The organism is Kribbella sp. CA-245084, from assembly GCF_050942355.1.
In the GTDB taxonomy this organism is placed as follows: domain Bacteria; phylum Actinomycetota; class Actinomycetes; order Propionibacteriales; family Kribbellaceae; genus Kribbella.
The window spans coordinates 4,883,282-4,896,742 of record NZ_CP192053.1; the positions used below are offsets into that span (position 1 = coordinate 4,883,282).

Genomic DNA, 13,461 nt, shown 5'->3' on the forward strand with positions numbered 1-13,461 from the left:
CAGCGATGAGAACCCTGCTGGAGGACTCCCAGCGCAACCTGACCGTGGTCGAGAACGGCGAGTCGCGAAGGTACGAGCTGCTCCTGGCGGGGACGACGGTTGGGACCCTCGACTTCCGTGTCCTTGGTCCGCGGCGCGTCTTGGGACACACGGAGATCACCGCCGAGCATCGCGGCCGCGGACTGGGGACGGCCCTGATCAAGGCGATCCTCGACGACCTGATCGCCGAGGAAGTCCGGATCACGAACTACTGCCCTGCAGTTGAGCGGTTCCTCGATGGGCATCCGGAGTACCTCGTGGTCCTCGATCCGTCGCACCCTTCGATCCAGCGCGGCTCCAACCCACTGCAGCACTTGATTCACATCCAGCACTCCAGGCTCAGAGAGCTCGCCGCGGGTTCCCAGGACCCGAGCACCGACGGGTTCGACCGGCGTCGGATCGCGGACCAGTTCACGGCAATTGCCGCGCAGCACGCCGCGGCTGCCGCCGATGTCCTGCTCACAGCCGCCAGGACGTCGTCCGATGAGGACGCCGCGGCCATGCTCGCCAATCTCAAGGAATTCGAGCAGTCGCTGCGGGTGCTCAAGGGCCGGGCCTACGGCGACGCACGGTTCCTGAACCTCAGCACAGCCGAGACCTGGCGGGAGGCCCATCGGCTACTGGCCGAGCACGAGTCGTACGAGACGCGGATCGTGTCCAACCTGGAGCAGGTTCACGGTTCCGACGGCGCCGCCGACCTGGCCCGGGCCTTGGCGAAACGCCAGTGGAGCTCGCCGACGAGACCGCACCCCAACTCGCCGCATGCCGGAGTCGCCGGACGCATCACACGCCAGCTGTGGCGCATTGCGGACTCGACCTGGGACGAGCTGGAGGGAAGAGGACTCCCGACCGAGCCGCTCGAGAACACGAATCGTCATTCGGCCTTCTCCCATTACTTGTTCGGCACCCCCGACGACCAGTCAAGCTGATTAGTTACCCGGATCTCCATTCGCACAGCTCGGTCCCATTGGCGCGAAGGGCGAACACGGTGGCATCAGCAGCTTGTGCCAACGCCGTAACGCCTTCCCAAGCTTTCACTGAAGTCCCAGTTCCTCCAGCGGCAGGTGCCTCGCGACTGTTCAACTGAAGGGTCGCAACCTCGGTTCCCACGGCACGTTCCAGAGTGTGCCTGGATGGGCTGTACGCGACCTCGGCCTCATCGTTCCGTGTCAACAAGGCATGCGCGGAGGGATCCGGTACGAGCGTCGACGACAGGGCTTCGCCACTGTCGGCCTTTACCAAACCGTTCTGAGTCAGCGCGGCGATGGTCCCGCCAAGATCGAAGAGACCGTTCAACGGGATAACGTCCGTGTGCTTTGTCGTGCTCGACGCAATTGCTAGGACGTCTGTTGCCGACTCGTTAGATAACCAACCTGGTGCAACGATCAGCGCGTTACCCATTCGAGCGACTTTCTTGGTGCCCTCATATCCATTGGGCAAGTCAAAGGCTCTCGACGTTGTGCCGTCCCTGGACACCCGTTGGAGATAGGGTACGTTCAGGCGGCCGATCAGCACCCCGTCGCCGTCCGCACTGAGGGTTGAAATCCATGTCCCGGCCAGAGGCTGGGTCGTGTCAACTGCTCCAGGAAGCTGACCCTCGGCGTACGCAGGGATCGACGTTGTGGTTATCGTCTCTCGGGTTGGATCCCAGCGCGCGACAGCGTACGGCAGATTAACCCATACAGCGCCGTCGCTGGTGATAACAGTGGTCGCGACAAGGCCATTGTCGCCGGAGTCCGGCAACGGATACTGAAACTGTTGTCCAGTCGCGAGATCATAGCGATGGAGGCTCGATTTGCCTCCGATTTCCATGACTGGGAACCATAACGCGTCCTTCACCTTGTCGAAGGCGAGGGAGTAGGCCGGAGCGTTCAAACGTTCCAGTACCACGCAGTCCGTCGCCTTCGCGGCCGAATGACTCGTTGGAACCTGGTTGCCGCACGCCGAGCAGAGTACTCCGATCGCGACGAGCAGAGCGGCGTACAACTCCACCTTCGACTGACGTGGCTGCATCGGCTGCGCCCCCTCACTGAGCACAACGATCCTCCCACCACAACCCCGTCAGTGACGTCAATCAACACGGTCTGGACCTGGCCCGTTTTGACGGACATCCGAGATCGGGAGCGGTTGCTCCGGAAGGATGTTCATTATGGAGTCCATGGGCAAGAAGAAGCCAAGGCCTCGTCGATCGTTCACACCCGAGTTCAAGGCCGAGATCGTGGAGTTGTGCCAGCGTGGTGAACGGACGGTTGGCCAGATCGCGAAGGACTTCGATCTGACCGAGACCGCGGTCCGGGCCTGGGTGAAGCAGGCCGAACTCGACGCGGGCACCCGCGATGACGGTATGACCACGACCGAGCGCGAGGAGCTCGCACAGTTACGCCGCGAGAACCGCCGATTGCGCGAGGATGTCGAGATCCTCAAGCGGGCCACGGTTTTCTTCGCGAAGGAGACCCGGTGAACGTCTATCCGTTCATCGAGGCGGAGAAAGCCGGCAACCGCAACGTCAAGAGGGCGTGCGAGTTGCTGAAGGTCTCTCGTTCCGCCTACTACACCGACCGGGCCGGCCGCCCGTCACACCGTCAGCAGCGTGACGCCGAGCTGACCGCGAAGATCGTCGAGATCCATGACGACTCCAGGCTGACCTACGGCTCCCCGCGGGTCCATCACGAACTGCATGCCCAAGGCGAGAAGTGTTCCCGGAAACGGGTCGTTCGGCTGATGCGAGCCGCCGACCGGTACGGGCGGATGCCGCGACGATGGAAGACGACCACCATCGCTGACCCGGCCGCCGCTCAGCGCCCGGACCTGATCAGCCGCGACTTCACCATCGACCCAGACCAGCCCGCGCCACTGGATACCCGCTGGTGCGGCGACATCACCTACATTCACACCTGGCAAGGCTGGCTCTACCTGGCCACCGTCATCGACCTGGCCTCACGTCGTGTCGTCGGCTGGGCCGTTGCCGACCACCTGCGCACCGACCTGATCGCCCAGGCCCTCGCCAACGCCGTGAACCGGCGCCGACCAGCACCCGGAGTGATCTTTCACTCCGACCGCGGCTGCCAGTACACATCGGCCCAGTACGCCAACCTGGCCAAGGATCTCGGCGTCATCTTGTCGGTCGGGCGACGTGGTCAATGCTGGGACAACGCCGTCGCGGAATCGTTCTTCGCGACCCTCAAAACCGAACTGATCCACCGCCACCCGTGGCCGACCCGCAAAGCCGCGACCAGCGCAATCTTCGACTACATCGAGACATCTCACCAACTCAACTTGTCAAGCCGCAGTTGATTGATCTTCGGTTGGCATCCGTGGTGGAAACGCAGTGGAGGCGTCGTAGACCTGACCGGTAGCCAGGCAATGGTGCAGCTTGCCGAGCATGAGGTTGAACAGGTTGCGCAGCGCGGCGGCGTGCCGGTCACCTGCGGCCCGGCGGGCCCGGTAGCGGGCCTCCCAGTCGGGGTCATGCCGGATGGCCGCGAGAGCCCAGACGTATCCGGTCGCGGCGATCCGGTCGTTCTTGGCTCGCCGAGCGTGTACGAAGCTGGACTTGCCCGACGCCCGCGTGACCGGCGCGGCGCCAGCGAATGCCTTCAGCCCCCGCGCATCAGCAAACCGAGTGCGGTCATCGCCGATCTCGGCCAGAAGCCGAGCACCGAGCGCGGTCCCCAGACCAGGAAAGCTGGCCACAACCTTGGCATCGGGATGCGCGCCGAACGCGAGATCGATCTGTTCCTCCAATTCGGCCAGGACCTGACAGACCGCGTCCAACTGCCGCACCAGACCCCGTAGTTGCATGCCCATGGCCTGTTCGACATTCTCCGGCTGACGAATCTGTTCGCTGCGCAACAACTCGCGGAGCAGCAGGGCCTCGGCGTCGATGCCGCGTTGCCGACCGGCACGCCTGAGCAGCGCCGCCAGCTGCCCTGTCGACAGTGCCCGGGCGGCCTGCGGTGTGCACGCCGCAGCCAGGATCACGCGGCAGGGAGCCGAATCCAGACGATGCCTACCACCACGCTCGAACGCTGCGATCGCGGCCGGGAAGAATGTCTTGAGCAGAGATCGGATCCGGTTGGTTAACGTGATCTTGTCCCAGATCACGTCCTGCTGCGCGCGGGTCAGTACCTGAAGTGCCTGCGCTCCAACGCTGTCGGTTGGCAAGGGCCGGTGCGCGTCGCGGTCGGTGCGCATGATGTTGGCCAACACCATGGCGTCGAAGGCATCCGATTTCCCTCGCGACGACCGGTAACGATCCCTATAGCGCGACACCGCCAAAGGGTTGATCGCAAATACCCGGCGGCCGGCCGCACGTAGCCCTGCGACGAGCAGACCTTTGCTGGTCTCGATCGCTACGGCCAGTGCGCCTTCGATCGGGTCGTGTTCGGTCAGAATCTCCAGCAACCGCGCCAATCCCGCAGCGTCATTGTTGATCCGCTCAGCCACGATGACCGCACCGTGTTGGTCCACGATCGCCACATCGTGGTGGGCTTCTGCCCAGTCGATCCCACATCCTGCTGCCGGCACCCGAATCTCCTCGTCGTTGGATCCCTAGCGGGGCACCGGCGCCCTAATGGACAGTGCTCTGGGCACGACATCTCACCAGCCGTCTCGCCCCGCAACCAGCAGCGCCCGAACTCGTTCGAGACTCGAGGTCTAATGAAGATGATGGCTGGTCCCTGCTGGTGTCAAGGATGCGATCATCCTCGCGGCAGGGGTGCTGCCACCGGCATCTTGCCCTGGTGATGCACGACGTCCGGGCTCAGCCCTGGTCACCGGGTTCCACGCCGGCAACAGCACTCCGTCCGCAAAGGCGCCGCTCTCGATGCCCTGACTCGGTGGCCACTGGCTGGTATAGGCGTCCCCGCGGTTGCCATTAAGGCTGGTACAACACCCGCCGCCGACACTCCACGCTCGGCTACCTCAGCCCCACCGCCTACGAAACCACCACCACCGAACAAGTAGCGTGAACCAGCCCCACATCAAACCTGTCCGTCAAAACGGGTCACAGCCAGTCAGAGCGAGTAAGGCCGACGCTCGATCTGCACACATATAAGGGAATCCGGGTCACTTCGGCCCGGCTGAGATCGAGGAGAACCTTATGAGTGGGTACTTCGAAGGCCGCAAGATCATCGTGATCGGTGGGAGCAGCGGCATGGGGCGGCAGACCGCAGTGGACGTTGTCGGGCAAGGCGCCAACGCCGTCATCGTCGGGCGTCAGCAGGCGAAGGTCGACGAGACGGTCGCAGAGCTCGGTAAGAAGGGCAAGGCCTGGGGGATCACGGCCGACCTGGCCGATCGCAAGCAGGTGGAGGATGTCCAGGCGCAGCTCGCAGCCGAGCATGCCGATGCGACGCTGCTGGTCAACGCGGCCGGCTTCTTCATCCCCCGGGAGTTCCTCGACTACAGCGGGGAGAACTACGACGCGTACCTGGAGCTGCCCGTCAGGCCTCGATCTTCGTAGCCTCCGAGCGTCCGATCATCGCCTCGGCGTTCGACGAGCCGGTCGCCGAGACCGCTCCGACCACGGTCCCGAAGTACGCCGTGATCCCGACCGGTGACCACGCCATCGCCCCCGCCGCCGAGCGTTTCATGGCCAAGCGAGCGCACGCCGACATCACCGAGATCCCCGGCGCCTCCCACCTGGTCGCGCTGTCACAGCCCGCAGCCGTGACCAGCGTGATCGAACGAGCCGCCCGTTGATAGCCCCCAACAAAGAGCCGGCCGGAGCACCTACTCCGGTCGGCTCTGACGTCGTAGTGTCGAAAACGGGAGGGATTGTCATGGTTGAGTCAGTTGCCCCGCACGGACTGCATCACGTGACTGCTATCGCGGAGGATCCTCAGCGCAACGTCGACTTCTACACGACGGTGCTGGGGCTGCGGCTGGTGAAACGGACGGTCAACTTCGACGCCCCGAGCACCTATCACCTGTACTACGGCGACACCTCAGGCAAGCCGTCGACGCTGTTGACGTTCTTCCCTTGGCCCGGAGCGCCGAACGGCAAGCAGGGCACCGGGCTCACCACGGCCACTGCCTTCAGCGTTCCGCCGGAGTCACTCGGGTGGTGGCAGCAGCGGCTCCAGACCCTCGGCGTCGACGCGGACGCTCCGGTCGCCGCCGGTGCCGAGGAGGTACTGAGGCTGCGCGATCCCGACGGCCTGGTGATCGAACTGGTCGCCTCCGACGGTGACAGCCGGTCCGGTTGGGACGGCGTCGCGGCCATCCCGTTCGACCAGGCGATCCGCGGCCTGTTCTCGGTCACGATGACGGAGCAGATGCTCGACCCGACGGCCGAGATGCTCGACGGCCTGCTGGGGATGCAGCACGGTCAGGACACCAAAGACGGGACACGGTTCGTGATGTCCGGCGCGGCCGAAGGTACGGCGGTGGACGTCCGGCCCAGCAGCGAGAATCGCGGCGTACAGGCCGCCGGAACGGTTCACCACATCGCGTTCCGGGCGCCTGATGGCGAGACCCAGGCGAGGTGGCGTCTCGAGCTGATCGAGGCCGGCGTACAGGTCACCGAGATCCTCGACCGGCAGTACTTCACCTCCATCTACTTCCGTGAACCGGGCGGCGTTCTCCTGGAGATCGCGACCGATCAGCCGGGCTTCACCGTCGACGAACCGCTGCTCGAGCTCGGCCAGCACCTGAAGCTCCCGCCCTGGCTCGAACCGAACCGCGAGCAGATCCAAAACACGTTGCCTTCACTGCGCGTGCCGGCAGCCCCGAAGCCCGGCTGATGAGCGAGGACCCGCTCCGGAGGCCGCACATCTGGCAGCCGGGCACGTCCGCCCCGCCGCTCCTGTTGCTGCATGGCACAGGCGGCGACGAGCGCGACCTCTTGGTACTGCGCCAGCACCTGGCGCCCGACGCCCCCGTGCTGTCGCCACGCGGGACGGTCTCGGAGCAGGGGATGGCTCGGTTCTTCCGACGGCTCCGCGAGGGCGTGTTCGACGAGGACGACATCCGGCTGCGCGCCGACGAGTTGGCCGCCTTCCTCACCGCCGCGGAAGCGAAGTACGACGTACCCGCTGGTTCCTGGATGGCGGTCGGGTTCTCCAACGGGGCCAACATGGCGTCCGCGCTGCTCCTACGCCACCCGGAGTCGCTCGCCGGCGCCGTGCTGCTGGCCGCGATGGTGCCCTTCGCGGAGGACGAGCCTCGGGACCATGGTTTGGCCGCCAAGCGGGTGCTGATCGTCAACGGCGACAGCGATCCGATGGCCACCCCCGCGCAGACGAGCAGGCTGGCCGAGCAACTGCGCCGACGAGACGCCGACGTACAGCTGCTCCCGTTCTCCGGCGGCCACACCATCGACCCCGGCCAACTTCCCGCCATCAAGAAGTTCATCCAGGCCGCGGGGGAGGGGAAGTGACGTCACCGGAGTCCTTGGCAGGCCGGAGCGCGCACCCGCCGATCGCGGACTACGCCTTCTTGTCGGACTGCGAGTCGAACTGCCTGATCGCACCCAGCGGCGCGGTGGAGTGGATGTGCCTGCCGCGGCATGACTCGCCCAGTGTGTTCGGGGCGATCCTCGACCGCGCGGCGGGCAGCTTCCGGCTCGGTCCGCACGGCGTACGGGTGCCTGCTGCACGTCGCTATTTGCCGGGCAGCCTGATGCTCGAAACGACGTGGAAGACACCGACCGGATGGTTGATCGTCCGTGACGCTCTCCTCATGGGCCCTTGGCACCAGGTCTCCGAGCGGTCGCACTCTCATCGCCGCACACCGACCGACTACGACGCCGAGCACTGCCTGTTGCGGACCGTCAAATGCGTCAGCGGCGTTGTGGATCTCGCGATGGTGTGCGAGCCGATGTTCGGATACGGCCGGCGAGAAGCACGCTGGACGTACGACGGTGCCGGCTACGGCGAGGCCGTCGCGAGCTGTCCGGACCTGGACCACGACGTCATCCTCAGACTGACCACGGATCTACGCGTCGGTCTGGAGGGCCGCACGGCCGGGGCCAGGACTCGTCTGTCGCAGGGCGATACGGCGTTCGTGGCACTCTCGTGGTCGGCGGTGCCGGCCCCGCAGACCTGGACCGACGCTGTCGAACGGATGGGGAGCACGGCCGAGTACTGGCGGCAGTGGATGAACGTCGGCGTGTTTCCGGATCATCCGTGGAGCCGCTATCTGGCGCGTAGCGCACTCACCCTCAAGGGACTCACCTACGCTCCCACCGGTGCACTGCTCGCCGCCGCGACGACCTCCCTGCCCGAGACGCCCCGTGGCGAGCGGAACTGGGACTACAGGTTCTCGTGGATCCGCGACTCCACATTCGCGCTCTGGGGGCTGTACACGATCGGTCTCGATCGCGAGGCCAACGACTTCTTCTGCTTCCTCACCGAGATGTGCGACGCCGATCACGACATGCAGATCATGTACGGGATCGGCGGCGAGCGCGAACTGCCCGAGCTGACCCTGGACCACCTGAGCGGGTACGAAGGCGCGCGACCGATCCGGGTCGGGAACGCCGCCTATCTGCAGCGCCAGCACGACGTCTGGGGCGCCGTACTCGACTCCGTGTATCTGCACGCCAGGTCCCGCGACCAGGTGCCTGAAAGTCTGTGGCCGGTCCTGAAACGAGCTGTGGAAGAGGCCGCAAAACACTGGCGCGAGCCCGACCGCGGCATCTGGGAATCACGTGGTGAACCGCAGCACTTCACCTCGTCCAAGCTGATGTGCTGGGTGGCGCTGGATCGCGGCGCCAAGCTGGCCCGGTTGCACGACGAGCCGGGGTTCGCCGATGACTGGCAAGCGGTCGCCGACGAGATTCACGAGGACATCTGCACCCACGGTGTCGACGAGCGCGGAGTCTTCGTGCAGCGGTACGGCGCGACCGCGCTCGACGCCTCGCTGTTGCTCGTCCCGTTGCTACGGTTCCTGCCGCGGAACGACCCGCGGGTTCTAGCCACCGTACGGGCGATTGCCGACGAGCTCACCGAGGACGGCATGGTCCTTCGCTACCGCGTCTCGGAGACCGACGACGGGCTGACCGGCACGGAGGGAACGTTCACGATCTGTTCGTTCTGGCTGGTATCCGCACTCGTCGAGATCGGCGAGCCGGCCGAGGCCACCGCACTCTGCGAGAAGCTCCTGTCCTACGCGAGCCCACTCGGCCTGTACGCCGAAGAGATCGACCCGCTCACCGGCCGCCAACTCGGCAACTTCCCACAAGCCTTCACCCACCTGGCCCTGATCAACGCCATCACCCACATCATCCGCGCCGAAGAGGCAGCCGGCACGTTCATCCCGACCCGCCAGCGGTTCTGAGGTCATGCGGTCGCGACGTTACTCGATCCCTGCGTGGTGTTGTTGGAGGAAGTCCGTGATGGCCTGGGCTGTGGGTTCTGGTTCTTGTTCTGCGGGGTAGTGGCCGGATTGTTCCAGGACGAGGGCGGTGACGTTTGTTGCGAGCGGGCGGAGGCCATCGGCGACGGCGGCGCCCATCGCGTAGCGTCCTCCGAGCGCGAGGACGGGCGTGTGGATCGGGTTCTGTTGGAGGCGTTGGATGTCGGTGATGTCGTCGGCCCGGGTTCGGTAGTAGCCGAGCCCGGCTTCCAGAGCGTCGTACGTCGTATAGGCGTCGATGTACGAGCGCACTGTCTCCGCGTTCAGCCCGGCCGGACCGGCGCTCTGGCGGAGGAACGTGCCGTAGTAGGCGTGTTCGCGCCCGGGGACGAGTTGCTCGGCGAGGCCGGGTGTGCGGTTGAAGGGGCCGTGCCACGACGGGTAATGCTCGGCGCCTGGTGCGGGGATGTCGACGTCGATGCCTGGGAGGATCTCTTCTTCGATCACGATCGCGTTCACCGCGTTGGGCATGGCGGCGGCTAGGTGAAGTGCGACCGTGCCTCCCCAGTCATGGCCTACCAGCGAGAATCGCGTGAGCCCGCGCTCGCTGAGATCGTTGCCGAGGAGGACGGCGAGGTCTCTCTTCCTGAAGCTGGTTGTGCTTCCCGCCGGCTTGCCGAGGCCTGGCAGGGTGATCGGGACCGGCGTGAAACCGCTGCGATGCAGGAGTGGCAGCAGGCCTTGCCAGTGCAGGTCGGTGACTGGCCACCCGTGCACGAGCACGACGGGCCAACCGGGCGACGAAGTACTCACTGTCCCATCATGCCCACGACGAACTGCCGCGCGTTCGATCCCCCTCTCGGCGATGCCGTCGGACGCGCGGCAGTTCGATCACGCTAAGCGACCTGTTCCACGTCGTCCATCGGCTGTGGCGTAAGGGCGGACAACTGCCTCCCTACAGATCGCCACGTAACGTGACGATTGTTCTGCCCGATGTACTGGCGGGGGGAGGACTTCGAGATGACGCCACGGCCACCGGCAGCACGAGACGACGAGAGTGCCCGATACTTCTTGGACGCGGCCGCCGAGCTGATCGACGCGATGTTCGACGACACCATCCGGGACCGTCCGCATCGGCTCCGTGGCATCCACTTTCCGGCCGCGCTCGAATGGATGCGCGTCAGCGATGTCGTCGGCCTCGCGCAGGAGCGCCACGGTGACGGAGCGAGCGAGAAGGCCTTCCGCAATCGCTGGCCCGACCGCAACACGTTCGTCAAGGCGGCGATCATCCACACGATGCTGTACCGCGACGCGCCCGAGTCCAACCCGGCGCTGCAGGCGGCGAAGCTGCCGGCCGGTTCCACCGCGGAGAGCCTGGCCGACTCGGTGACAGAGCTGTGCGACGGGCTCCTGCGGTCGCTGCAGGCCAGCCCGCGTTCCTACCTGCTGCACCACATCGGGCCTCTCCTCGACCGGTATCCCGACCTGAGAACGGCGATCATCGAGGACATCGCCCGCACTCGAGAGCCATGGCTCGAGGGGTACGCCGTGCTGCTCGCGGCACTCCGTCTCCAGCTCAGGCCGGGGTGGACGATCGAGCGGGTCGGCCTCGCGCTGCAGGCGATGCTCGACGGGTTCCTGTTCCGATCTCGTATTCAGTCCGAGGAGATGAACGAGGCCCGAACGGCGCAGGCAAGCCTGTTCGCCGAGACCGTGATCGCCTTCCTGGTCGGCATCCTCGACATCGACGATTCACACAGGTCGACCCACGTAACCCTCGACGAGGCTGGGTCCACGGGACCGTGCGATTGATCCGGGTGGTGAGGAAAGATCCTGGGGCGGTTGTGACACCGAGGAGGTATGGCTATGGAATCTGTTGCTAACTCGGTGCAGTTGCCGCCGCTTGGTGAGAAGGCCTGATGGCTGTCACCAGGGGTTTCGTCGGCCGGCGCGCCGCGGACTCTTCGCGGGTGCCGCCCGGCCAGTACGTCACGCGGGATTTCCCGGTGTTGTCGGCCGGCCCGACGCCGTACACGCGCCTGGACGCGTGGGACTTCACGATCCGTGGGGCTGTCGACGACCCGGTCTCGTGGTCGTGGGCCGACTTCCAGAAATTGCCTCATGAGAAGTTCACCGTCGACATCCACTGCGTGACGAAGTGGACCAAGCTGGACATGACCTGGTCCGGCGTACCTCTCGATACCTTCCTCGATGCGGTGCCGACGCAGGCGACCTATGCCCTGGCGTTCTCCGACGGCGGCTACACCACCAACATTCCGCTCGCGGACCTGCGAGGTGGGAAGGCCTGGATCGTCGATGAGTACGACGGGCGGCCGCTCGAGCCGGAGCACGGCGGGCCGGCACGTCTGCTGGTGCCGCATCTGTACTTCTGGAAGAGCGCGAAGTGGATCCGCGGTTTGGAGCTGCGGCCCACAGATCAGCCTGGCTTCTGGGAGATGTTCGGCTATCACAACTATGGAGACCCGTGGAAAGAGCAGCGCTACTACGGCGACTGACGTGGCAGACCGCCACGGTGATCGGTTCCACCTTCGAGACGCCGCGGGTGAAGACCATCACGCTCGCTGTTCCTGACTGGCCTGGGCATCGTGCGGGTCAGCACGTGGACGTGCGGCTGACAGCACCCGACGGGTATCAGACGGAGCGGAGCTATTCGATCGCGTCGGCGCCGGAGGACGACAACCTGTCGATCACCGTCGAGCGACTCGACGACGGTGAGGTGTCGCCATATCTGGTGGACGAGTTGCGAGCAGGCGACGAGCTCGAGCTCCGGGGTCCGGTCGGCGGCCATTTCGTCTGGGACGACGACCTCGGTGGTCCGTTGTTCCTGGTCGCCGGTGGATCTGGCGTCGTCCCCTTGCGGGCGATGCTTCGGCATCACCGTGCTATCGGCAGCCGAGTGCCAGTTCGCGTGCTCTGCTCAGCACGCTCGCTCGAGTTGCTGATCTATCGTGACGAACTGATGGAGCTGGCGACCGACGACCTGATCGATATCTCGATCACCTTGACGCGGGAGCCCCCGAGCAGCTGGCGTGGTTATCGTGGGCGGATCGACCCGGCGCTGTTGTCCACGACCGGATGGGCAGCCAGAAGAGAGCCGCTCACCTACATCTGCGGACCGACCGCATTTGTCGAGACGGCAGCGGCCGGCTTGGTGGCCTTGGGGCACGACGCACGACGGATCCGTACCGAACGCTTCGGCGGGACAGGGGTGTGACGAACATGGAACCTCTCGATGGCAATGCCATGGCAGGCGTCCTGCAAGACCTCTTTGCGCGCGACGTGACCACGATGGGCTACGAGTGCCCGGGGTGTCGCCGCACCGGGGTCGTGGCGGAGATGGTGGTGTACATGTCAGGACCTGGCACGGTTGCCCGTTGCAAGGACTGCGACACCATCCTTCTGATGCTCACCGAGCGTCACGGGATGTACTGCATAAACCTGCCTGGAATGGCCTAGATTCGGGCGCAGCCCCTCACTTTGGAAGGCACTGATGACCATTCAGACCCCGCCCGACCCGACGGCCGCCGACATGGCGAAGCACTTGCCGCACGCGATCACGAAGTACCTGCGTGAGGCCGACCCGCAGCACAAGGCGAATGCGCATGACCTGCTGGCGGCCTTCGCGAGCAACGCCACCGTGATCGACGACGGCAAGACCTATACCGGTCACGACGAGATCCACCGCTGGCGGGAGAACGAGGCCAGCCAGTACACCTACACGGTCGAGCTCAGCCACGTCGAGAAGCTCGACGACAACCGGTACGTGGTGACCACCCACCTGGAGGGCGACTTCCCCGGCGGCGTGGTCGACCTCATCTACCGTTTCACCCTCGCCGACGACCTCATCACCATGCTCGAGATCGCTCCCTGACGCTCGGCTGCGAAAAGTAGAGGTGGAAGGTCATGACGGGGTGGCCGGAGGGACTAGAGCGATTCCTGGCCACTGACGCACATGACGTCGGATGTGACGATGCCAGGGCCGTTCTGCATCTGTACGCCGAACTGGTCGCGTCCGGCGTGGATGCTGCCGAGCGCTTTCCGGGAGTGGCGGCGCACCTTGCTGCCTGCGGATCGTGCGCGGAGGATGCTGAGGGGCTGTTG

16 protein-coding genes and 1 pseudogene are annotated in these 13,461 nt (G+C 65.5%); 14 read left to right on the forward strand and 3 right to left on the reverse strand.

Features of this window, described 5'->3' with window-relative positions; all coding sequences use genetic code 11:
• Positions 1–5: 5 nt before the first annotated feature.
• The gene (locus ACQPYH_RS23430; RefSeq protein WP_432875097.1) at positions 6–968 is read left to right on the forward strand and encodes a GNAT family N-acetyltransferase; all 963 of its coding nucleotides are present in this window, start codon (positions 6–8) and stop codon (positions 966–968) included.
• Positions 969–972: 4 nt separating this feature from the next.
• On the opposite strand, the gene ACQPYH_RS23435 is transcribed toward ACQPYH_RS23430, so the two are convergent.
• Entirely contained in the window at positions 973–1,929 is a 957-nt protein-coding gene (locus tag ACQPYH_RS23435; RefSeq protein ID WP_432875099.1) for a hypothetical protein, read from the reverse strand.
• A gap of 268 nt (positions 1,930–2,197) precedes the next feature.
• Between ACQPYH_RS23435 and ACQPYH_RS23440 the strand changes: the two genes are divergently transcribed.
• Entirely contained in the window at positions 2,198–2,500 is a 303-nt protein-coding gene (locus tag ACQPYH_RS23440) for a transposase (RefSeq protein ID WP_432875101.1), read from the forward strand.
• Positions 2,497–3,333 carry an IS3 family transposase gene (locus ACQPYH_RS23445; RefSeq protein ID WP_432875103.1) on the forward strand — a complete coding sequence of 279 codons (837 nt, stop codon included), beginning with the start codon at positions 2,497–2,499 and terminating at the stop codon, positions 3,331–3,333. Before ACQPYH_RS23440 ends, ACQPYH_RS23445 begins: the two co-directional genes overlap by 4 nt.
• On the opposite strand, the gene ACQPYH_RS23450 is transcribed toward ACQPYH_RS23445, so the two are convergent.
• On the reverse strand, positions 3,319–4,566 hold the full coding sequence (locus ACQPYH_RS23450) for an IS110 family transposase (protein ID WP_432875104.1): 1,248 nt from the start codon (positions 4,564–4,566) through the stop codon (positions 3,319–3,321). The genes ACQPYH_RS23445 and ACQPYH_RS23450 overlap by 15 nt on opposite strands.
• Before the next feature lie 386 nt (positions 4,567–4,952).
• On the opposite strand from ACQPYH_RS23450, the pseudogene ACQPYH_RS23455 reads away from it, so the two are divergent.
• The 6 genes and pseudogenes from ACQPYH_RS23455 to ACQPYH_RS23480 form a co-directional block, all read left to right on the forward strand.
• A pseudogene (locus ACQPYH_RS23455) lies at positions 4,953–5,009 on the forward strand (hypothetical protein); the annotation flags it as partial.
• A gap of 131 nt (positions 5,010–5,140) precedes the next feature.
• A complete protein-coding gene (locus ACQPYH_RS23460; RefSeq protein WP_432875106.1) occupies positions 5,141–5,503 on the forward strand; it encodes an SDR family NAD(P)-dependent oxidoreductase in 363 nt (120 codons plus the stop codon).
• 17 nt (positions 5,504–5,520) lie between these two features.
• Complete coding sequence (locus tag ACQPYH_RS23465; protein ID WP_432894464.1) at positions 5,521–5,742, forward strand: alpha/beta fold hydrolase; 222 nt, start codon at positions 5,521–5,523, stop codon at positions 5,740–5,742.
• 80 nt (positions 5,743–5,822) lie between these two features.
• On the forward strand, positions 5,823–6,785 hold the full coding sequence (locus ACQPYH_RS23470) for a ring-cleaving dioxygenase (protein WP_432875107.1): 963 nt from the start codon (positions 5,823–5,825) through the stop codon (positions 6,783–6,785).
• Complete coding sequence (locus tag ACQPYH_RS23475) at positions 6,785–7,420, forward strand: alpha/beta hydrolase (RefSeq protein WP_432875109.1); 636 nt, start codon at positions 6,785–6,787, stop codon at positions 7,418–7,420. The genes ACQPYH_RS23470 and ACQPYH_RS23475 overlap by 1 nt, the downstream gene beginning before the upstream one ends.
• Positions 7,417–9,321, forward strand: coding sequence for a glycoside hydrolase family 15 protein (locus ACQPYH_RS23480; RefSeq protein ID WP_432875111.1), 1,905 nt, complete (start codon positions 7,417–7,419; stop codon positions 9,319–9,321). The genes ACQPYH_RS23475 and ACQPYH_RS23480 overlap by 4 nt, the downstream gene beginning before the upstream one ends.
• An 18-nt stretch (positions 9,322–9,339) precedes the next feature.
• Here the strand turns inward: ACQPYH_RS23480 and ACQPYH_RS23485 are convergent, their stop codons facing one another.
• Positions 9,340–10,152 (reverse strand): alpha/beta fold hydrolase, encoded by an 813-nt coding sequence (locus tag ACQPYH_RS23485; protein ID WP_432875113.1) that lies wholly within the window; start codon positions 10,150–10,152, stop codon positions 9,340–9,342.
• Between the two features lie 207 nt (positions 10,153–10,359).
• Here ACQPYH_RS23485 and ACQPYH_RS23490 point away from each other — a divergent pair, with 207 nt between their 5' ends.
• The 5 genes from ACQPYH_RS23490 to ACQPYH_RS23510 all read left to right on the forward strand — a co-directional run bounded on the left by ACQPYH_RS23490 (position 10,360) and on the right by ACQPYH_RS23510 (position 13,231).
• A complete protein-coding gene (locus tag ACQPYH_RS23490; protein ID WP_432875114.1) occupies positions 10,360–11,151 on the forward strand; it encodes a hypothetical protein in 792 nt (263 codons plus the stop codon).
• A gap of 107 nt (positions 11,152–11,258) precedes the next feature.
• Entirely contained in the window at positions 11,259–11,855 is a 597-nt protein-coding gene (locus ACQPYH_RS23495) for a sulfite oxidase-like oxidoreductase (protein ID WP_432875117.1), read from the forward strand.
• Positions 11,825–12,574: a ferredoxin reductase gene (locus tag ACQPYH_RS23500; RefSeq protein WP_432875119.1), complete on the forward strand. Its 750-nt coding sequence runs from the start codon at positions 11,825–11,827 to the stop codon at positions 12,572–12,574. The genes ACQPYH_RS23495 and ACQPYH_RS23500 overlap by 31 nt, the downstream gene beginning before the upstream one ends.
• 29 nt (positions 12,575–12,603) lie before the next feature.
• Positions 12,604–12,816, forward strand: a complete 213-nt coding sequence (locus ACQPYH_RS23505) for a DUF6510 family protein (protein WP_432894466.1) — start codon at positions 12,604–12,606, stop codon at positions 12,814–12,816.
• 34 nt (positions 12,817–12,850) lie between these two features.
• Entirely contained in the window at positions 12,851–13,231 is a 381-nt protein-coding gene (locus ACQPYH_RS23510; RefSeq protein ID WP_432875122.1) for a nuclear transport factor 2 family protein, read from the forward strand.
• Positions 13,232–13,461: the final 230 nt, after the last annotated feature.